This is a genomic window from Falsochrobactrum shanghaiense, assembly GCF_003149535.1.
In the GTDB taxonomy this organism is placed as follows: domain Bacteria; phylum Pseudomonadota; class Alphaproteobacteria; order Rhizobiales; family Rhizobiaceae; genus Brucella; species Brucella shanghaiense.
Map to the genome: position 1 here is coordinate 739,892 of NZ_QGDB01000001.1, position 19,517 is coordinate 759,408.

Genomic DNA, 19,517 nt, shown 5'->3' on the forward strand with positions numbered 1-19,517 from the left:
TGAAAACATTGGTCGCAAAATAATGAGTTGAGTTTTTTTGCAAAGAGTCCTATCGAACCCTCGCAACGCTTGAGCGTTTCCGGCAATCTTCCGGACGGCTTCATGCGTTTCTGGATCAAACGTGAGGAAAGAAACAATCATGGCACGCAACAAGATTGCCCTCATCGGCTCCGGCATGATCGGCGGCACGCTCGCCCATCTGGCTGGTCTGAAGGAACTCGGCGACGTTGTCCTTTTCGACATTGCGGAAGGCATTCCGCAGGGCAAGGGACTCGATATTGCAGAATCTTCACCCGTTGACGGTTTCGATGCGAAATTCACCGGCGCGAACGATTACGCCGCCATCGAAGGCGCGGATGTCGTCATCGTCACCGCAGGCGTGCCGCGCAAGCCGGGCATGAGCCGCGACGATCTCCTGGGCATCAACCTCAAGGTGATGGAACAGGTTGGCGCGGGAATTGCCAAATATGCGCCCGAGGCTTTCGTGATCTGCATCACCAACCCGCTCGATGCGATGGTCTGGGCCTTGCAGAAATTCTCCGGTCTTCCCGCGCACAAGGTCGTCGGCATGGCCGGCGTGCTCGACTCGGCGCGCTTCCGTTATTTCCTCTCGGAAGAATTCAATGTGTCGGTCGAAGACGTCACCGCATTCGTGCTCGGCGGCCATGGCGACTCAATGGTGCCGCTGGCGCGTTACTCGACGGTTGCAGGTATTCCGCTGCCCGATCTGGTCAAGATGGGCTGGACCAGCCAGGACAAGCTCGACAAGATCATCCAGCGCACCCGTGACGGCGGCGCGGAAATCGTCGGCCTGCTCAAGACCGGTTCCGCTTTCTACGCACCGGCTGCTTCGGCGATCCAGATGGCTGAATCCTACCTCAAGGACAAGAAGCGCGTCCTGCCGGTCGCAGCGCAGCTTTCGGGCCAGTACGGCGTCAAGGACATGTATGTCGGCGTTCCGGTGGTGATCGGCGCCGAGGGCGTTGAACGCATCATCGAAATCGATCTCGACAGTGCTGAAAAGGGCGAGTTCGAAAAGTCGGTGGCGGCAGTCGCCGGTCTTTGCGAGGCATGTATTGGCATCGCGCCATCGCTGAAATAAGTTCCAGACAAGGCCGGGGTTCTCCCGGCCTTTTCCGGCTGTCAATCCGTAGAGGACAACCAGATGAATATTCACGAATATCAGGCCAAGCGCCTGCTGCACACTTATGGCGCGCCGATCGCCAATGGTGTGGCCGTCTATTCCGTCGAGCAGGCGGAAGAATGGGCAAAGACGCTCCCCGGACCGCTTTATGTCGTCAAGAGCCAGATCCATGCTGGCGGACGCGGCAAGGGCAAGTTCAAGGAACTGCCGGAAGACGCCAAGGGCGGTGTGCGGCTTGCGAAATCCGTCGATGAAGTGGTTGCCCATGCCAAGGAAATGCTGGGGCATACGCTCGTCACCAAGCAGACCGGTCCTGCCGGAAAGCAGGTCAATCGTCTTTACATCGAAGACGGCGCAGACATTGCGCGCGAGCTTTATCTCTCGATCCTGATCGACCGCACGGTTGGTCGTCCGGCTTTCGTGGTTTCGACCGAAGGCGGCATGGACATCGAGGCCGTTGCAGAAGAAACCCCTGAAAAGATCGTGACCGTCGCCATCGACCCGGCCAAGGGCGTGACCGACGAAGACGCCAACAAGCTGGCCGATGCGCTCAAGCTCGAAGGCGAAGCGCGCGAGGACGGCCTCAAGCTGTTCCCGATTCTCTACAAGGCCTTCACCGAGAAGGATATGAGCCTTCTGGAAATCAACCCGCTGATCGTCATGACCAATGGCCGCGTGCGCGTGCTCGACGCCAAGGTGTCGTTCGACGGCAATGCGCTGTTCCGCCATGCGGACATCGTCGAACTGCGCGACCTGTCGGAAGAAGACGAAAAGGAAATCGAGGCTTCCAAGCACGATCTCGCTTATGTCGCGCTCGACGGTAATATCGGCTGCATGGTCAATGGCGCGGGCCTTGCCATGGCGACGATGGACATCATCAAGCTTTATGGCGCAGAACCTGCCAACTTCCTCGATGTTGGCGGCGGCGCGACCAAGGAGAAGGTGACGGCTGCATTCAAGATCATCACCGCCGATCCGGCTGTCGAAGGCATTCTGGTCAATATTTTCGGCGGCATCATGAAGTGCGACGTGATCGCCGAAGGCGTGATCGCCGCGGTCAAGGAAGTGGGCCTCAAGGTTCCGCTGGTCGTGCGTCTTGAAGGCACCAATGTGGAACTGGGCAAGAAGATCATCAACGAGAGCGGGCTGAACGTCATTTCGGCTGACGATCTCGACGACGCGGCGCAGAAGATCGTCGCCGCAGTGAAGGGGAATTAAGGCATGTCCATTCTCGTCAACAAGGACACCAAGGTTCTCGTACAGGGCCTGACCGGCAAGACCGGCACTTTCCACACCGAACAGGCGCTCGCCTATTACGGCACGCAGATGGTCGGCGGCGTTCATCCCAAGAAGGGCGGCGAAACCTGGTCCGGCTCGAATGGCGAAAGCCTGCCGATCTTTGCGACTGTCGCCGAAGGCAAGGAACGCACGGGCGCCGACGCTTCCGTGATCTATGTTCCGCCAGCAGGTGCAGCCGATGCGATCATCGAAGCCATCGAAGCTGAAATCGGCTTCATCGTCTGCATCACCGAAGGCATTCCGGTCATGGACATGGTTCGCGTCAAGGAGCGTCTGGAACGCTCGAAGTCGCGCCTGCTCGGACCCAACTGCCCCGGCATCCTGACCCCTGAAGAATGCAAGATCGGCATCATGCCGGGCAATATCTTCAAGAAGGGCTCGGTGGGTGTTGTATCGCGCTCCGGCACGCTTACCTATGAAGCAGTGTTCCAGACCACCAATGAAGGTCTGGGCCAGACCACCGCTGTCGGCATCGGCGGCGATCCGGTCAAGGGCACCGAATTCATCGACGTGCTGGAAATGTTCCTCGCGGACGACGAAACCAAGTCGATCGTCATGATCGGCGAAATCGGCGGCTCGGCGGAAGAAGATGCGGCGCAGTTCCTGAAAGACGAAGCCAAGCGCGGCCGCAAGAAGCCGATGGTCGGCTTCATCGCCGGACGCACCGCGCCCGAAGGCCGCACCATGGGCCATGCAGGCGCCGTGATTTCGGGCGGCAAGGGCGGCGCGGAAGACAAGATCGCTGCGATGGAAGAGGCAGGCATTCGCGTGTCGCCTTCGCCCGCGCAGCTCGGCAAGACGCTGGTTGAAGTCCTCAAGGGCTGAGACCGCACCTTGTAATGAATATCCCGGCAGCGGCGAAAGCCTCTGCCGGGTTTGGCATAAGCGACAATGTCAGGGCGTCCGCGGCGGTTCAGCCCTGACCGCGTGAGGGGAGAGGCTTTCGACCCGCGCGATTTCGAACCGCAAACAGGAGACGGAGCGTCGCTCCGGTAAGGACATGGCAAGGCAGGAACAAGCGAACGACATTTTCGCGCTCACCTCGTTCCTTTATGGCGGTAATGCCGATTATATCGAGGAACTCTACGCGCGTTACGAAAGCGATCCGAATTCGGTCGATGCCGAGTGGCGCGATTTCTTCGCGCAGCTCAAGGACAGCCCCGAAGACGTCAGGAAAAATGCGCAGGGCGCAAGCTGGACGCGCAAGAACTGGCCGATCGCGGAGAATGGCGAGCTTGTATCTGCACTGGACGGCAACTGGCCCGAGATTGAAAAACATGTCACCGACAAGCTGAAGGCGAAGTCGGAAAAGGGCGAGGCGCGCAAGGCTGACGGTGCTGCGGGCAGCTTGAGCACCGAGGAACTGACGCGGGCTGCGCGCGACAGCGTCCATGCGATCATGATGATCCGCGCCTATCGCATGCGCGGTCATCTGCATGCCAATCTCGACCCGCTCGGGCTTGCGGAGAAGCCCAATGACTATAATGAGCTTGAGCCGGAAAATTACGGCTTCACGCCTGCCGATTACGACCGCAAGATCTTCATCGACAATGTGCTTGGCCTTGAATATGCGACCATTCCCGAAATGCTCGATATTCTCAAGCGCACCTATTGCTCGACCATCGGCGTCGAATTCATGCATATTTCCAACCCGACGGAAAAGGCGTGGATTCAGGAGCGCATCGAAGGCCCCGGCAAGGGCTTTGCATTCACGGCGGAAGGCAAGAAAGCCATTCTTTCGAAGCTGATCGAGGCGGAAGGCTTCGAGCAGTTCATCGATGTCAAATACAAGGGCACCAAGCGTTTCGGCCTCGATGGCGGCGAGTCGCTCATTCCGGCGCTGGAGCAGATCGTCAAGCGCGGCGGGCAGCTCGGCCTCAAGGAAATCGTGCTCGGCATGGCCCATCGCGGCCGTCTCAACGTGCTTTCACAGGTGATGGGCAAGCCGCATCGCGCTATTTTCCATGAGTTCAAGGGCGGTTCCTATGCGCCGGACGATGTGGAAGGCTCGGGCGACGTCAAGTATCATCTGGGCGCTTCATCCGACCGTGAATTCGACGGCAATTCGGTTCACCTGTCGCTGACCGCCAATCCGTCGCATCTGGAAATCGTCAATCCGGTCGTCATGGGCAAGGCGCGCGCCAAGCAGGACCTGCTGGTGGGCCGCACCCGCGACGATCTGGTGCCGCTGACCGAGCGCGCCAAGGTTCTGCCGCTGCTTCTGCATGGCGATGCCGCTTTCGCCGGTCAGGGCGTCGTGGCGGAATGCCTCGGCCTTTCGGGCCTGCGCGGGCATCGGGTGGCCGGTACGGTCCATTTCATCATCAACAACCAGATCGGCTTCACCACCGATCCGGGCTTCTCGCGCTCCTCGCCCTATCCGTCGGATGTGGCGAAGATGATCGAAGCGCCGATCTTCCACGTCAATGGCGACGATCCGGAAGCGGTGGTCTTTGCAGCCAAGGTTGCGATCGAATTCCGCATGACCTTCCACAAGCCGGTGGTCATCGACATGTTCTGCTATCGCCGCTTCGGCCATAATGAAGGCGATGAGCCGTCCTTCACGCAGCCGCTGATGTACAAGGCGATCCGCTCGCACAGGACCACCGTTCAGCTCTATAGCGACAAGCTGATGGCCGAAGGTCTCGTCACGCAGGCCGACATCGACAAGATGAAGGCGGACTGGCGCGCACGGCTCGAACAGGAGTTCGAAGCAGGCCAGAGCTACAAGCCCAACAAGGCCGACTGGCTCGATGGCGCATGGAGCGGGCTTCGCACCGCCGACAATGCCGATGAGCAGCGCCGGGGCAAGACCGCCGTGCCGATGAAGACGCTCAAGGAGATCGGCAAGAAGCTGGTCGAAGTGCCGAAGGACTTCCATGTCCATCGCACCATCCAGCGTTTCCTCGACAACCGCGCCAGGATGATTGAAACGGGCGAGGGGATCGACTGGGCGACGGGCGAGGCACTCGCTTTTGGTTCGCTGTCGCTTGAAGGCCACCCCATCCGCCTTTCGGGGCAGGATGTGGAGCGCGGCACCTTCTCGCAGCGTCATACGGTGCTCTACGATCAGGAAAACCAGAGCCGCTATATCCCGCTGAACAATCTTCAGAAGGGACAGGCGATCTACGAGGCCATCAATTCGATGCTCTCGGAAGAAGCAGTGCTCGGCTATGAATACGGCTATTCGCTGTCCGATCCGCGCGCACTGGTGCTTTGGGAAGCACAGTTCGGCGACTTCGCCAATGGTGCGCAGGTCGTATTCGACCAGTTCATCTCGTCGGGCGAACGCAAATGGCTGAGAATGTCCGGCCTCGTCTGTCTGCTGCCGCATGGCTATGAAGGGCAGGGACCGGAGCATTCATCGGCGCGTCTGGAACGTTATCTCCAGCTTTGTGCGGAAGACAACATGCAGGTGGCGAATGTTACGACGCCGGCTAACTATTTCCACATCCTGCGCCGCCAGATGAAGCGTGATTTCCGCAAGCCGCTGATCATGATGACGCCGAAATCGCTGCTGCGACACAAGCGGGCGGTTTCGACCCTCTCCGAATTGTCGGGCGATTCCTCGTTCCACCGCCTGCTGTGGGACGATGCGCAGTACAACAAGGGCGATGGCGAAGGCATCAAGCTGCAGAAGGACGCCAAGATCCGCCGCGTCGTGCTGTGCTCGGGCAAGGTCTATTACGATCTTTACGAAGAGCGCGAAAAGCGCGGGATCGACGACATCTATCTGCTGCGCGTCGAACAGCTTTATCCGTTCCCCGCCAAGGCGCTCATCAATGAGCTTTCGCGCTTCCGCCAGGCAGAAATCGTCTGGTGTCAGGAAGAGCCCAAGAACATGGGTGCCTGGTCGTTCATCGACCCCTATCTGGAATGGGTGCTGGCGCATATCGACGCCAAGCATCAGCGCGTGCGCTATACGGGCCGCCCGGCGGCGGCGTCGACGGCAACGGGCCTGATGTCAAAGCATCTTGAACAGTTGGCCGCTTTCCTTGAGGATGCGCTGGGTAATTGATGCGAATTAAGCTGCGGAGCATCCGTCTGGACTGCTCCGCGCTTCAACCGAATAGAAATCCAAAGTCTGTAGAACAACGGAAGAAAAAACCATGGCTACCGAAATCCGCGTTCCCACGCTTGGGGAGTCCGTTACCGAGGCAACCATCGGAAAATGGTTCAAGCAGGTCGGCGAAGCTGTTGCCGTCGATGAGCCGCTGGTGGAACTGGAAACCGACAAGGTGACAGTGGAAGTCCCGGCTGCCTCTGCGGGCGTTCTGGCTGAAATCGTAGCCAAGGAAGGCGACACTGTGGAAGTCGGTGCGCTGCTCGGCCAGATTTCCGGTGATGCCGCCGCTGCCGCTGCTGCCCCTGCTGCGAAGAAAGAAGAAGCCAAGCCAGCCGCTGCTGCTCCGGCATCTGCTTCATCGGGCCCGTCCATGCAGCCTGCGCCATCCGCCGCCAAGCTTCTTGCCGAGAGCGGCATTTCTGCCGATCAGGTGGAAGGCTCGGGCAAGCGCGGACAGGTGCTCAAGGGCGATGTTCTGGGCGCGATCGCCAAGGGTGTCTCTGCTGCTCCCGCTGCCGCAGCACCGGCTGCTGCGCGTCCGGCGTCAAGCGGTGACGATGCATCGCGCGAAGAGCGCGTGCGCATGACGCGCCTGCGCCAGACGATTGCCAAGCGCCTCAAGGATGCGCAGAACACCGCAGCCATGCTGACGACCTACAACGAAGTCGACATGACGGCGGTGATGGAGCTGCGCAAGCGCTACAAGGATATTTTCGAGAAGAAGCATGGTGTGAAGCTTGGCTTCATGGGCTTTTTCACCAAGGCCGTGACCCATGCGCTCAAGGAAATCCCGGCGGTCAATGCCGAGATCGACGGCACCGACATCATCTACAAGAACTTCGCCCATGTGGGCGTGGCTGTGGGCACCGACAAGGGCCTCGTGGTTCCTGTCGTTCGCGATGCCGACCAGATGTCGATTGCCGAAATCGAGAAGGAAATCGGCCGTCTCGGACGCGCTGCACGCGATGGACAATTGTCGGTTGCGGACATGCAGGGCGGCACCTTCACCATTTCCAATGGCGGCGTCTACGGTTCGCTGATGTCGTCGCCGATCCTCAATGCGCCGCAGTCGGGCATTCTGGGCATGCACAAGATCCAGGAGCGTCCGGTCGTCGTGGGCGGCCAGATCGTCATCCGTCCGATGATGTATCTCGCCTTGTCCTATGATCACCGCATCGTGGACGGCAAGGAAGCTGTGACCTTCCTCGTGCGCGTCAAGGAAAGCCTCGAAGACCCGGAACGTCTGGTTCTGGACCTCTAGGAGCAAATACATTCCCCGGAGGCTGCTGCTTTCCGGGGAATTCCGCTTGAAGGAGCCGCAGATGGAGCCGACGATCTTCTCCGCTTCGCCCTTCCTGCCGCTGGTCGGCTGGAGCGTGGTGCTGCTGGTCGCCCATATTCTGCTGCAAGGCATGACGGCGACGAAGGAACTCGGCACCGAATGGAATGCGGGTCCGCGCGACGAAGGGCTGAAGCCGCGCGGTGCGCTTGCGGGTCGTGCGGAACGCGCCTCGGCAAATTTCCGTGAAACCTATCCGGCCTTCATCGCACTTGCGCTCGCGCTGGCGTTCAAGGGCGATCACGCAGGGGGCGGTGACGCAGGCTGGGGGCTTTACGGCGCGTGGCTGTGGTTTGCCTGCCGCATCATCTATATTCCGCTTTATCTGGCGGGCATTCCCTATATCCGCTCCCTTGTCTGGATCGGATCGCTCGCGGGGCTTGCCTTGATGTTCGCTGCCGTGATCTGGTGATGGAGATGGGCGGAACGGGAGAACCGACGCATGTATGACGCAAGAAAGCTTTGCAGGCTTGTGGCCGCTTCAGCGCTGGCGCTGACGGTGTTTTCAAGTGCGGTGCAGGCAGCATGCACGCAGAACCGCGCGGTCTATCGCGATCGCGACGGCGCCTATACGCTGACCTTTCAGCCGGTACAGGCCAATGCGCTGAACATGTCTCCGGCGCCGTCGAATGAATTCACGATCACCGCCGATGACAAGCCGGAATTCAGGCTTTCGGGCATGGTCATCTGGCCGGAAGAAGAAATTGCGCGGCCCTATGCGCTCATTACCTATAATTGCAAGAATGGCGCCAGCGAGCCGGAGGCTTTCGACGAATGCAGCATCTGGCAGAATGTCGTCTATGCGCTCAAGGAGAATGCAGAGGCCGATGTGCTGCCCAAGGCCGATGAGCCCGCGGCGCAGGCCATTCTGTTTCCCGATCTCGTAACCGCGCTCGACAGCTATGATTTTGGCGCGGCAAAGCCTGAAACACCATTGCAATGGGAAGCATTTCGCTTTCAATCCTGCTCACCTGAACAAGAATAAAAGGGCCGGCAAGCGGCCCGCTCATGAACAGACTCAAGAAGGATGGTTCAATGTCTTATGATGTGGTTGTCATCGGCACCGGCCCCGGCGGTTATGTGGCCGCAATCAAGGCGGCTCAGCTCGGCCTTTCGGTAGCGGTGGTGGAAAAGCGCAAGACCTTCGGCGGCACCTGCCTCAATGTCGGCTGCATTCCCTCCAAGGCGCTTCTGCACGCTTCGGAAATCTTTGCCGAAGCCGGCCATTCCTTCGAGGCGCTTGGCGTGGAAGTGGGAACGCCGAAGCTCAATCTCGAAAAGATGCTTGGCCACAAGGACAATACGGTCAAGGCCAATGTGCAGGGCATCGAATTCCTGTTCAAGAAGAACAAGATCAAGACCTATATCGGCACCGGCAAGATCGTCGCCAAGGGCAAGGTTTCCGTGACCGCCGAGGACGGCAAGGTCGAGGAAATCGAAGCGAAGAACATCATCATCGCCACCGGATCGGATGTCGCGGGCATTCCCGGCGTCGATGTGGCGTTCGATGAGAAAGTCATCGTGTCCTCGACCGGCGCGCTTTCCTTCGACAAGGTTCCCGGCCAGATGGTCGTGGTCGGCGGCGGCGTGATCGGCCTTGAACTGGGTTCGGTCTGGGCGCGTCTTGGCGCCAAGGTCACGGTGGTCGAATATCTCGACAAGGTGCTGGGCGCGATGGATGGCGAGGTTTCCAAGCAGTTTCAGCGCCTGCTCGAAAAGCAGGGCATCAGCTTCAAGCTGGGCGCCAAGGTGACGGGCGTCGAAAAGTCCGGCAAGAAGGGCGCGAAGGTGACGTTCGAGCCGGTCAAGGGCGGCGATGCGCAGACGCTTGAGGCGGATGTGGTGCTGGTTTCGACGGGTCGTCGTCCTTATACGGACGGTCTTGGTCTTCAGGAAGCAGGCGTTGTCGTGGATGATCGTGGCCGCGTCGCGATCGACGATCACTGGCGCACCAATGTCGAGGGCATCTATGCCATCGGCGACGTGGTGCAGGGGCCGATGCTGGCGCACAAGGCCGAGGATGAAGGCGTCGCCGTTGCCGAAATCATCGCCGGACAGGCGGGCCACGTCAATTTCGACGTCATTCCAAGCGTCGTCTACACGCAGCCTGAAGTGGCCTCCGTCGGCAAGACCGAGGAAGAACTCAAGGCCGCAGGCGTGGAATACAAGATCGGCAAGTTCCCCTTCACGGCCAATGGCCGCGCCCGCTCCATGCAGCACATGGACGGCTTTGTGAAGATCCTTGCCGACAAGGCGACGGATCGCGTTCTTGGCGCGCATATTCTGGGCTATAATGCCGGTGAAATGATCCATGAACTTGCGGTTCTGATGGAGTTTGGCGGCTCGTCGGAAGATCTGGCGCGCACCTGCCACGCCCATCCGACCATGTCGGAAGCCGTGCGCGAATCGGCCATGGCCACCCACGCCAAGCCGATCCATATGTAAGCTATTGCTAAACTAAATATTGCGGCGGCGGGGATTTCGAGCAAATCTCCGCCGCTTTTTTTATCAGGCGCGCGGATGGGCCTTGTCATAGACATCGAGCAGCCGCGCCTGATCCACGCCGGTATAGACCTGCGTGGTGGAAAGGCTGGCATGGCCAAGCAGTTCCTGAATGGTGCGCAGATCGCCGCCGCGGCTAAGCAAATGGGTTGCGAAGGAATGGCGCAGCGCGTGCGGCGTGGCACTGTCGGGCAGGCCGAGGCCCGCGCGCAGCTTCTGCATTTCGCGCTGGATGATGGCTGCATGGAGCACGCCGCCTTTTGCTCCGCGAAACAGCGGCTTGTCGGCACTTAGATCGTAGGGGCAGAGTGCGCGATATTGCGCCAGCGCCCGATGCACGACGGGCAGCAGCGGCACCATGCGCGATTTGCCGCCCTTGCCCGTGATGGTGATCGAGCGCGCATCGGCATCATTTAAGGCATCGCCGGGAAGATCAAGCGCTTCGGAAATGCGCAGGCCGCAGCCATAAAGCAGCGTCAGCACGGCACTGTTGCGCGCGGCAATCCATGGTTCTTCCGCTATCTGGCCGTCTGTTGCCACGACGCGAAGCGCTTCATCGGTGCTTAGCGGCTTGGGCAGGGATTTGGGCTGGCGCGGGGCGCGGATTGCGCTCGCACCCGCGGCATTGACAAGGCCGCGTTTTTCCAGATGGCGCAGCAGCGAGCGCACGCCTGCAAGCCCGCGCCCCAATGTTCGCGCGCCCGCGCCGTCATTGCGGCGGCGGGCGAGATAGGAGCGCAGATCGGCGACGCGCAGCCCGGCTATGTCGCGAAGCGATGGCGGTTCGCCCAGATGATCGGTGAGAAAATGCAGGAATTGCCGCGTATCGCGCTCATAGGCTTCGAGCGTGTTATCGGAAAGGCGACGCATATCCTTGAGCGCTTTCAGCCATTCCTCGCGCGCGGCCATGAGATCGGCGCGGGCGGGAATGAGGATTTCGCTTTGTGCGGTCATGATCTGAAATTCGCCGTTCGGGTTGCGTCGGCGACAGTCTGCCAGCGACAGGTTGCCGTGCCGTAAACGGGGCCTGTTTATTTTCCTTGGCGTTTGTGCGGGAAATTGGGTAAGCGATAGGAAATTACCGCCGGAAACTGGCCAGAAACGGAATGATCCATGCCGCGTCCTGAAAATCCGATCCAGCTTGCCGTCATCGGCGCGGCCCATGGCACGCGCGGCGAAGTGCGGGTCAAGACCTTTACCGGCGATCCGCTGGCCATCGGCGATTACGGCCTGCTCTATGACGGGCAGGGCAAGAGCTTTGAAATCCTGGAAATCCGCCCGGCCAAGAATGTCGTGGTGGTGCGTTTCAAGGGCGTCAATGACCGCAATGCGGCGGAAGCGCTCAATGGCACCGCACTCTTCATCGATCGTTCGCAATTGCCCGATGAGGAACTCGATGAGGACGAGTTTTTCCATGCCGATCTGATCGGGCTTGAAGCGCGCGATGCGGATGGAAATACCTATGGCGTGGTCAGCGCGGTTTTCGATTTCGGCGGCGGCGACCTGATCGAATTGAGCGACAAGGGCAAACGCCCCATGCTGATCCCGTTTTCAGAAGCAGCCGTCCCGGAAATCGATTTCGAGCAGGGTTTCATACGGATTGATCCGCAGGCGGCGGGTCTTATTGCCGATGAGGAAGACGGTCCGCAGGCGCTAAACAAGCGGCCGAAAAAGCCATGAGTGACCCATTGGAGCGCCATGAGGCGGATGGGTTTCACGCATCCGTACTGACCCTTTATCCGGAAATGTTTCCCGGTCCGCTTGGCGTCTCGCTGGCGGGCAAGGCGCTCAGCGAGGGGAAATGGGCGCTCGATACGGTGCAGATTCGCGACTTTGCCGAAGGCAGGCACCGCATGGTCGATGACACGCCATCGGGCGGCGGTGCGGGCATGGTGATGAAGGCGGATGTGGTGGCGCGCGCGCTCGACAGCGTGGCCGATGGGCGTCCGATGCTGCTGATGAGCCCGCGCGGTGCGCCGTTGACGCAAAAACGGGTGCGCGAACTGGCGGAAGGCGCGGGCGCAATCATTCTTTGCGGTCGTTTCGAGGGCGTCGACGAGCGGGTGATCGAAGGCCGCGCGCTTGAGGAAATCTCGATTGGGGATTATATTCTTTCAGGCGGCGAGACGGCGGCCATCGTGCTGCTTGATGCGGTCGTGCGCCTTTTGCCGGGTGTGATGGGCAACCAGCAATCGGGCGAGACGGAAAGCTTTGAAACCGGGCTGCTGGAGCATCCGCATTATACGCGCCCGCAAGTCTGGGAAGAGCGCGCCATTCCTGAAATCCTGACTTCGGGCAATCATGGCGCAATCGATAAATGGCGGCATGAGCAGGCCGAGCGCATCACGCGCGAGCGCCGTCCCGATCTTTGGGAAGCCTATCGGGGCAAACAGGGCGGCTCTTGATTCATCGGCATCAATAGTGTATTGCCGCGCGGGTTCGGTGATTGCCGACATCCGTAAACGAATAAATGGTGTACCGCTCCTGCCTGAGATTGAAGGCATAGCCGCAAGGCCAAGGTTGCTTGGCGGCAAGTGCAGAGCGCTCTGACTGTTTGAGAAGAATTCAGAAGGAGTAAGACGATGACCGATATTATTCGTCAGCTTGAAGCCGAACAGGCAGCAAAGATCGAAGAAAAGCGCAAGCTTCCCGATTTCCAGCCCGGCGACACCGTTCGCGTTCAGGTCCGCGTGACCGAAGGTACGCGTACCCGCGTGCAGGCCTATGAAGGCGTCTGCATTGCCCGTTCCGGCGCTGGCCTGCATGAGAATTTCACCGTTCGCAAGATTTCCTATGGCGAAGGCGTCGAGCGCGTATTCCCGGTCTATTCGCCGATCGTGGAAGCCGTCGAAGTGGTTCGCCGCGGTAAGGTCCGTCGCGCGAAGCTCTACTATCTTCGCGGCCTCACCGGTAAGGCTGCCCGTATCGCCGAGAAGAAAGACAACCGCACCAAGGCCGAACGCGAAGCCGACAAGCGCGTCGCTGAAGCTGAAGCCGCCGCCAAGGCTGCTGCCGCAGAATAAAATCTGCGTACAGTGCGAAAGTTTCAAAGGCGGCTTCGGCCGCCTTTTTATTTGCGCGCTCCCGTGGGGTTCGCGTAATTTAAGACATAAAACCGACTTTATGCCGTAATTTTCTTACTGCGACACCCTGCTGCGGTTTCAATTTCTTGACGAAGCGCGGCGGTGGGTCCATATGACGTGCAGGATGAGAACTATTCAAAGGAACTGGCAATGAGCGCGCCGCGTACACTTTATGACAAGATCTGGGACGACCATGTAGTGGATCAGCAGGAAGACGGGACCTGCCTCCTTTATATTGATCGCCATCTTGTGCATGAAGTGACCAGCCCGCAGGCTTTCGAGGGCTTGCGCATGGCAGGCCGCAAGGTGCGCCATCCCGAGCGCACGCTGGCCGTGGTCGATCATAATGTGCCGACCTCGCCGGACCGTATTCACGGCATCAAGAACGAGGAAAGCCGCATTCAGGTCGAGGCGCTGGCGAAGAATGCCGCCGATTTCGGCGTCGAATATTATTCCGAGCGCGACCGGCGCCAGGGCATCGTGCATATTGTCGGGCCGGAACAGGGCTTCACGCTGCCCGGCATGACCATCGTATGCGGCGACAGCCATACATCGACCCATGGCGCTTTCGGTTCGCTGGCGCATGGCATTGGCACGTCCGAGGTCGAGCATGTGCTCGCCACGCAGACGCTGATCCAGAAAAAAGCCAAGAACATGCTGGTGCGTGTCAATGGCGAGCTTGCGCCGGGCGTCACCGCCAAGGACATCACCCTTGCCATTATCGGCGAGATCGGCACCGCAGGCGGAACCGGCTATGTGATCGAATATGCGGGCGACGCCATCCGCTCGCTTTCGATGGAAGGCCGCATGACGGTCTGCAACATGTCGATCGAGGGCGGCGCACGCGCCGGGCTGATCGCGCCTGACGAGACGACCTTTGCCTATATCAAGGACAAGCCGCGCGCGCCCAAGGGCGAGGAATTCGAACAGGCGCTGCGCTACTGGAAGACGCTGCATTCGGATGAAGGCGCGCATTTCGACAAGATCGTCGATCTGGATGCGGCCCAAATTTCCCCGATCGTCTCCTGGGGCTCTTCGCCTGAGGACGTGGTCGCCGTCACCGGCAGCGTGCCCAACCCCGACGAGATCGAGGATGAGAACAAGCGTTCGTCCAAATGGCGCGCGCTCGATTATATGGGCCTCAAGCCCGGCACGAAAATGACGGACATCGCCATTGACCGCGTGTTCATCGGCTCGTGCACCAATGGGCGCATCGAAGACTTGCGCGCTGCGGCCAGCATGGTCGAAGGCAAGAAGGTGGCCGATGGCGTGGACGCGATGGTCGTGCCGGGATCGGGTCTCGTCAAGGAACAGGCGGAAGCCGAAGGTCTGGACAAGATTTTCATGGAAGCAGGCTTTGACTGGCGCGAGCCGGGCTGCTCGATGTGTCTTGCCATGAATGACGACCGCCTGAAGCCGGGCGAGCGCTGCGCCTCGACCTCGAACCGCAATTTTGAAGGCCGTCAGGGCTATAAGGGTCGCACGCATCTGGTCTCGCCCGCCATGGCCGCTGCCGCAGCCATTGCCGGTCACTTTGTCGATATTCGCGACTGGAAATAGGTTTCCATATTGTGCAACAAAAAGCCGCTGGCAGCTCCAGCGGCTTTTTTATTGGCGGATCATGACAGGCGGTTCCCACTTGCGCCGGAAATGCTCTACAATCGTGCCAAGTGCCTGGGAAGATGCGAAGGAAACATCGAATGACTGAGGATCACGCCGTTGATATTGCGCGGCTTCACTTGCGGGATGCGCACGAATTCGCGCCCCTGCTTGCCAGCTATGCGCAGGCATTGAAGCGCGGCGCGCCGCGCAGGCCGGATGATTATTACGCCGAGCATCTGTTGCAGGACCGCGCCACCGAAATTCTCGGTGCGCGCGTCGATGGCAAGCTGGTCGGCTTCGTGATCTTCTTCGATCTGCCCGAACCCGTCTCAGGGCTGCGCGCGGGGCAGGTCGATCATATCTATGTGCATCACGATCATCGCGGCAAGGGCATCGCCAAGGCGCTGATCGACGTGCTGGCCGACAAGGCCGAGGAGCGCAGCTGGTCGAAGCTCATGCTCAATGCGCCGCGCCTGCCCGAAGATGGCCGCAAGCTCTACGAACAGGTTGCGACGGCGGCAGACTGGTCGAGCTATGTGATTCGATTCGGCAGTTGAGCTGATTTCCCTAAAGTGGATGAAATTACACATGTTTTTGATGTGATGATCTTCAATCGTTTGAATCGCTTTTTCACGTCAATGTGTCGTCGAGGTGCGACCAATTGCTATTCTTTTCACGAAAAGCATCTTTGACGAAATGGCGAAAGCGCAGTAGAAAGCGGCACATAGGACCGTGTATCACGGTCTTGCCATAATTCTTTGGTTGCGCCGGGGCAGGTTCAATTATCTTTCATGTTCCGGGCGGCATCGAAAAGGGGTCGGAATGAACCCGCTATCAATAGCGCCCGGAAATATGGTCGTTATCGATAAAACGTCAGGGAAGCCCAAAAGAGCCATGACACAAACGAGCGCAACGCGTCAGCGACCATTATCGCCGCATTTGTCGGTCTATCGGCCAAAAATCACGATGACCATGTCGATCATTCATCGCATCACGGGGGGCGCGCTTTATTTCGGCACGCTTCTTCTCGCCGCATGGCTGATTGCGGCGGCTATCGGTGAAGATGCCTTCAATGCGGTGAATGCTCTCTATAGTTCATGGATCGGCTATCTGGTCCTGTTCGGCTACACCTGGGCGCTGCTGCATCATCTGGCTGGCGGTGTGCGCCATTTCATCTGGGATATGGGCGCGGGGCTTGAAAAGCATACGGCCAGCAAGATCGCCTGGGCGACGCTGGCCTTCTCGCTGCCTGTGACGATCCTCGTCTGGGTCGTTGCTTTCGCGGTGCGCTGAAAGGGTATCTGACATGAACGATATGCGTACGCCTCTGGGCAAGGTTCGCGGGCTGGGTTCGGCCAAGGAAGGCACCGGTCATTTCTGGTTCCAGCGCATGAGCGCGGTGGCGCTGGTGCCGCTGGTGCTGTTTTTCATCGGCCTGATCATTGCGCTCAACGGTGCAAGCTATGCGGAAGTGAAAGCTTCTCTGGCGCATCCGTTCACCGCACTGGTGATGGCGCTGTTCGTGCTGACCGGCGTTTATCATATGCGCCTTGGCATGCAGGTGATTATTGAAGATTATATTCATGGCGAAGGCATGAAGATCGTGCTGGTGATGCTCAACACCTTCTTTTCGGTGGTGGTTGGCTTTGCCTGTCTTTATGCGATCCTCAAGCTGAGCTTCGGAGGTTGATGGCCCGATGGCTAGTGCAGTAAACAACGCGGCGCCTGCTGCGGGCGGCAAGTCCTACAAGTTTGTCGATCATAAATTCGACGTCGTGGTGGTTGGCGCTGGCGGCGCGGGCCTGCGCGCGACGCTGGGCATGGCGGAGCAGGGGTTGAAGACCGCCTGCATCACCAAGGTTTTCCCCACGCGCTCGCACACGGTTGCAGCGCAGGGCGGCATTGCCGCTTCGCTCAAGAATATGGGGCCGGATAGCTGGCAATGGCACATGTACGATACCGTCAAGGGATCGGACTGGCTCGGCGATACCGACGCCATGGAATATCTGGCGCGTGAAGCGCCTGCTGCCGTCTATGAGCTTGAGCATTATGGCGTGCCATTCTCGCGCACCGAAGAGGGCAAGATCTACCAGCGCCCCTTTGGCGGCCATATGCAGAATTTCGGCGACGGTCCTCCGGTGCAGCGCACCTGTGCCGCAGCCGACCGGACCGGCCATGCCATCCTGCACACGCTTTATGGCCAGTCGCTCAAGCATAATGCGCAGTTCTTCATCGAATATTTCGCGCTCGACCTCATCATGACCGATGGCGTGTGCACCGGCGTCGTGGCGTGGAACCTCGATGACGGCACGATCCATCGCTTCTCGGCCAAGATGGTGGTTCTGGCGACGGGCGGCTATGGCCGCGCCTATTTCTCGGCGACCTCCGCCCATACCTGCACCGGCGACGGCGGCGGCATGGTGGCGCGCACCGGCCTGCCGCTTCAGGACATGGAATTCGTGCAGTTCCATCCGACCGGCATTTACGGCGCGGGCTGCCTGATTACCGAAGGCGCGCGCGGCGAAGGCGGCTATCTGGTCAATTCCGAAGGCGAGCGCTTCATGGAGCGTTATGCGCCTTCCGCCAAGGATCTTGCCTCGCGCGACGTGGTTTCGCGCTGCATGACCATGGAAATCCGCGCCGGTCGCGGCGTCGGTCGCAACAAGGACCATATCTTCCTGCATCTCGACCATCTCGATCCGGCTGTGCTGCATGAGCGCCTGCCGGGCATTTCGGAATCGGCCAAGATTTTCGCAGGCGTCGATGTGACCAAGGAACCGATTCCGGTCCTGCCGACGGTTCACTATAATATGGGCGGCATTCCGACCAATTACTGGGGCGAAGTGCTCAACCCGACCGCAGAAGACCCCGACCGCGTCCAGCCGGGCCTGATGGCTGTGGGTGAAGCGGGTTGTGCTTCGGTGCATGGTGCGAACCGTCTTGGCTCTAACTCGCTGATCGATCTTGTCGTGTTCGGCCGTGCGGCTGCAATCCGCGCCGGTGAGGTTATCGACCGCACGACGAAGATTCCCGACATCAATGAGGCAGAAGTCGAAAAGATCATGGATCGTTTCGACCGCCTGCGTCATGCCAATGGTTCGACGCCGACTGCGGAACTGCGTGAAAAGATGCAGCGCACCATGCAGGAGGACGCTGCCGTGTTCCGCACAGCCGAATCGCTCCAGCAGGGCGTTGAGCGCATGCACCAGATCTGGCACGAACTGCCCGATCTCAAGGTGAGTGATCGTTCGATGATCTGGAATTCCGATCTGGTGGAAACGCTGGAGCTGGAAAACCTGATGGCCAACGCCATGACCACGGTGGTTGCGGCGGAAGCCCGCCAGGAAAGCCGCGGCGCGCATGCGCGTGAGGATTTCCCGGACCGCGACGACGCCAACTGGCGCAAGCACAGCCTGTCCTGGCTGTCACCCAATGGCGATGTGAAGCTCGATTATCGCCCCGTTCATCTCGATCCGTTGACCACGGAAGATGAAGGCGGCATCGAGCTTGCCAAGATTGCGCCGAAAAAGCGCGTTTATTGATCGGGGGAATGAGCAATGGTTGAACTCGCACTTCCCAAGAATTCCCGCATGCAGGAAGGCAAGACCTGGCCGCGTCCGGATGGGGCCAAGAATGTAACGGAATTCCGCATCTATCGCTGGTCGCCGGATGACGACGCCAATCCGAGCATCGACACCTATTATGTCGACCGCGACGATTGCGGCCCGATGGTGCTGGATGGTCTGCTCTATATCAAGAACAAGATCGATCCGACGCTGACGCTGCGCCGCTCGTGCCGCGAAGGCATTTGCGGTTCCTGCGCCATGAATATCGACGGCGCGAACACGCTGGCCTGCACCAAGGGCATGGACGACATCAAGGGGTCCATCAAGGTCTATCCGCTGCCGCATATGCCGGTGGTCAAGGACCTCGTGCCCGACCTCAACACGTTCTATGCCCAGCACCGCTCGATTGAGCCATGGCTCAAGACGGTTTCGCCGGAGCCGCAGAAGGAATGGTTGCAGAGCCATGACGACCGCGCCAAGCTCGACGGGCTTTACGAGTGCATCCTGTGCGCCTGCTGCTCGACCTCGTGCCCGAGCTATTGGTGGAACGGTGATCGCTATCTCGGCCCCGCCGTGCTGCTTCAGGCCTATCGCTGGCTGATCGACAGCCGCGACGAAGCCAAGGGCGAGCGTCTCGATAATCTCGAAGACCCGTTCCGGCTCTATCGCTGCCACACGATCATGAACTGCACGCAGACCTGCCCCAAGGGTCTGAACCCGGCCAAGGCGATTGCCGAAATCAAGAAGATGATGGTCGAGCGCCGCGTGTAAGCGCGGCAATCGCTTTCTTGTATCCCTGTCGGCCTGCGGCCTCCACGCCTCTTGGTTGCCGAAATCAAGAAGATGATGGTTGAACGCCGCGTGTAAGCGCGTCAGTCATGAAATGAATGAAGGGGAGGCTCAAGCCTCCCCTTTT

The 19,517-nt window shown here is 59.7% G+C and carries 18 protein-coding genes; 17 read left to right on the forward strand and 1 reads right to left on the reverse strand.

The genetic code is table 11. From position 1 onward, the window contains the following. Nucleotides 1-139: 139 nt before the first annotated feature. From mdh to lpdA, 8 genes are all read left to right on the forward strand, one after another. A complete protein-coding gene (gene mdh, locus DKP76_RS03505) occupies nucleotides 140-1,102 on the forward strand; it encodes a malate dehydrogenase (protein ID WP_109705004.1) in 963 nt (320 codons plus the stop codon). A 63-nt stretch (nucleotides 1,103-1,165) separates the two neighbouring features. After that, on the forward strand, nucleotides 1,166-2,362 hold the full coding sequence (gene sucC / locus DKP76_RS03510) for an ADP-forming succinate--CoA ligase subunit beta (RefSeq protein ID WP_109705005.1): 1,197 nt from the start codon (nucleotides 1,166-1,168) through the stop codon (nucleotides 2,360-2,362). A 3-nt stretch (nucleotides 2,363-2,365) separates the two neighbouring features. Then, nucleotides 2,366-3,268 carry a succinate--CoA ligase subunit alpha gene (gene sucD / locus DKP76_RS03515; RefSeq protein ID WP_109705006.1) on the forward strand — a complete coding sequence of 301 codons (903 nt, stop codon included), beginning with the start codon at nucleotides 2,366-2,368 and terminating at the stop codon, nucleotides 3,266-3,268. Nucleotides 3,269-3,443: 175 nt separating this feature from the next. Then, nucleotides 3,444-6,461 (forward strand): 2-oxoglutarate dehydrogenase E1 component, encoded by a 3,018-nt coding sequence (locus DKP76_RS03520; protein WP_109705007.1) that lies wholly within the window; start codon nucleotides 3,444-3,446, stop codon nucleotides 6,459-6,461. Nucleotides 6,462-6,552: 91 nt separating this feature from the next. Next, complete coding sequence (gene odhB, locus DKP76_RS03525) at nucleotides 6,553-7,770, forward strand: 2-oxoglutarate dehydrogenase complex dihydrolipoyllysine-residue succinyltransferase (RefSeq protein WP_109705008.1); 1,218 nt, start codon at nucleotides 6,553-6,555, stop codon at nucleotides 7,768-7,770. Nucleotides 7,771-7,831: 61 nt separating this feature from the next. Continuing rightward, complete coding sequence (locus DKP76_RS03530; protein WP_109705009.1) at nucleotides 7,832-8,260, forward strand: MAPEG family protein; 429 nt, start codon at nucleotides 7,832-7,834, stop codon at nucleotides 8,258-8,260. 30 nt (nucleotides 8,261-8,290) lie between these two features. Next, complete coding sequence (locus DKP76_RS03535) at nucleotides 8,291-8,833, forward strand: hypothetical protein (RefSeq protein ID WP_109705010.1); 543 nt, start codon at nucleotides 8,291-8,293, stop codon at nucleotides 8,831-8,833. Nucleotides 8,834-8,883: 50 nt separating this feature from the next. Beyond that, a complete protein-coding gene (lpdA, locus tag DKP76_RS03540) occupies nucleotides 8,884-10,293 on the forward strand; it encodes a dihydrolipoyl dehydrogenase (protein WP_109705167.1) in 1,410 nt (469 codons plus the stop codon). 63 nt (nucleotides 10,294-10,356) lie between these two features. On the opposite strand, the gene DKP76_RS03545 is transcribed toward lpdA, so the two are convergent. Next, nucleotides 10,357-11,304: a tyrosine recombinase XerC gene (locus DKP76_RS03545; RefSeq protein ID WP_109705011.1), complete on the reverse strand. Its 948-nt coding sequence runs from the start codon at nucleotides 11,302-11,304 to the stop codon at nucleotides 10,357-10,359. 159 nt (nucleotides 11,305-11,463) lie between these two features. Between DKP76_RS03545 and rimM the strand changes: the two genes are divergently transcribed. The 9 genes from rimM (at nucleotide 11,464) to DKP76_RS03590 (ending at nucleotide 19,372) form a co-directional block, all read left to right on the forward strand. Further along, nucleotides 11,464-12,030: a ribosome maturation factor RimM gene (gene rimM / locus DKP76_RS03550; RefSeq protein WP_109705012.1), complete on the forward strand. Its 567-nt coding sequence runs from the start codon at nucleotides 11,464-11,466 to the stop codon at nucleotides 12,028-12,030. After that, nucleotides 12,027-12,755 (forward strand): tRNA (guanosine(37)-N1)-methyltransferase TrmD, encoded by a 729-nt coding sequence (gene trmD / locus DKP76_RS03555; protein ID WP_109705013.1) that lies wholly within the window; start codon nucleotides 12,027-12,029, stop codon nucleotides 12,753-12,755. The genes rimM and trmD overlap by 4 nt, the downstream gene beginning before the upstream one ends. A gap of 177 nt (nucleotides 12,756-12,932) precedes the next feature. Further along, nucleotides 12,933-13,373, forward strand: coding sequence for a 50S ribosomal protein L19 (gene rplS / locus DKP76_RS03560; RefSeq protein ID WP_109705014.1), 441 nt, complete (start codon nucleotides 12,933-12,935; stop codon nucleotides 13,371-13,373). 210 nt (nucleotides 13,374-13,583) lie between these two features. Next, nucleotides 13,584-14,993 (forward strand): 3-isopropylmalate dehydratase large subunit, encoded by a 1,410-nt coding sequence (leuC, locus tag DKP76_RS03565; RefSeq protein WP_109705015.1) that lies wholly within the window; start codon nucleotides 13,584-13,586, stop codon nucleotides 14,991-14,993. 140 nt (nucleotides 14,994-15,133) lie between these two features. Beyond that, nucleotides 15,134-15,592 (forward strand): GNAT family N-acetyltransferase, encoded by a 459-nt coding sequence (locus DKP76_RS03570; RefSeq protein ID WP_109705016.1) that lies wholly within the window; start codon nucleotides 15,134-15,136, stop codon nucleotides 15,590-15,592. 337 nt (nucleotides 15,593-15,929) lie between these two features. Continuing rightward, nucleotides 15,930-16,328 (forward strand): succinate dehydrogenase, cytochrome b556 subunit, encoded by a 399-nt coding sequence (gene sdhC / locus DKP76_RS03575; RefSeq protein WP_109705168.1) that lies wholly within the window; start codon nucleotides 15,930-15,932, stop codon nucleotides 16,326-16,328. Nucleotides 16,329-16,341: 13 nt separating this feature from the next. Then, entirely contained in the window at nucleotides 16,342-16,725 is a 384-nt protein-coding gene (sdhD, locus tag DKP76_RS03580; protein ID WP_109705017.1) for a succinate dehydrogenase, hydrophobic membrane anchor protein, read from the forward strand. 7 nt (nucleotides 16,726-16,732) lie between these two features. Further along, nucleotides 16,733-18,577, forward strand: a complete 1,845-nt coding sequence (gene sdhA / locus DKP76_RS03585; protein WP_109705018.1) for a succinate dehydrogenase flavoprotein subunit — start codon at nucleotides 16,733-16,735, stop codon at nucleotides 18,575-18,577. A gap of 15 nt (nucleotides 18,578-18,592) precedes the next feature. After that, on the forward strand, nucleotides 18,593-19,372 hold the full coding sequence (locus tag DKP76_RS03590; RefSeq protein ID WP_109705019.1) for a succinate dehydrogenase iron-sulfur subunit: 780 nt from the start codon (nucleotides 18,593-18,595) through the stop codon (nucleotides 19,370-19,372). The last annotated feature ends 145 nt before the right edge of the window (nucleotides 19,373-19,517 follow it).

Coding starts and splice junctions, on each gene's coding strand:
- mdh (WP_109705004.1), top strand. CDS start 140: ATGGCACGCAACAAGATTGCCCTCATCGGCTCCGGCATGATCGGCGGC.
- sucD (WP_109705006.1), top strand. CDS start 2,366: ATGTCCATTCTCGTCAACAAGGACACCAAGGTTCTCGTACAGGGCCTG.
- sdhA (WP_109705018.1), top strand. CDS start 16,733: ATGGCTAGTGCAGTAAACAACGCGGCGCCTGCTGCGGGCGGCAAGTCC.
- sdhD (WP_109705017.1), top strand. CDS start 16,342: ATGAACGATATGCGTACGCCTCTGGGCAAGGTTCGCGGGCTGGGTTCG.
- DKP76_RS03520 (WP_109705007.1), top strand. CDS start 3,444: ATGGCAAGGCAGGAACAAGCGAACGACATTTTCGCGCTCACCTCGTTC.
- rimM (WP_109705012.1), top strand. CDS start 11,464: ATGCCGCGTCCTGAAAATCCGATCCAGCTTGCCGTCATCGGCGCGGCC.
- odhB (WP_109705008.1), top strand. CDS start 6,553: ATGGCTACCGAAATCCGCGTTCCCACGCTTGGGGAGTCCGTTACCGAG.
- DKP76_RS03590 (WP_109705019.1), top strand. CDS start 18,593: ATGGTTGAACTCGCACTTCCCAAGAATTCCCGCATGCAGGAAGGCAAG.
- rplS (WP_109705014.1), top strand. CDS start 12,933: ATGACCGATATTATTCGTCAGCTTGAAGCCGAACAGGCAGCAAAGATC.
- trmD (WP_109705013.1), top strand. CDS start 12,027: ATGAGTGACCCATTGGAGCGCCATGAGGCGGATGGGTTTCACGCATCC.
- DKP76_RS03530 (WP_109705009.1), top strand. CDS start 7,832: ATGGAGCCGACGATCTTCTCCGCTTCGCCCTTCCTGCCGCTGGTCGGC.
- DKP76_RS03535 (WP_109705010.1), top strand. CDS start 8,291: ATGTATGACGCAAGAAAGCTTTGCAGGCTTGTGGCCGCTTCAGCGCTG.
- leuC (WP_109705015.1), top strand. CDS start 13,584: ATGAGCGCGCCGCGTACACTTTATGACAAGATCTGGGACGACCATGTA.
- DKP76_RS03545 (WP_109705011.1), bottom strand. CDS start 11,304: ATGACCGCACAAAGCGAAATCCTCATTCCCGCCCGCGCCGATCTCATG.
- sucC (WP_109705005.1), top strand. CDS start 1,166: ATGAATATTCACGAATATCAGGCCAAGCGCCTGCTGCACACTTATGGC.
- lpdA (WP_109705167.1), top strand. CDS start 8,884: ATGTCTTATGATGTGGTTGTCATCGGCACCGGCCCCGGCGGTTATGTG.
- sdhC (WP_109705168.1), top strand. CDS start 15,930: ATGACACAAACGAGCGCAACGCGTCAGCGACCATTATCGCCGCATTTG.
- DKP76_RS03570 (WP_109705016.1), top strand. CDS start 15,134: ATGACTGAGGATCACGCCGTTGATATTGCGCGGCTTCACTTGCGGGAT.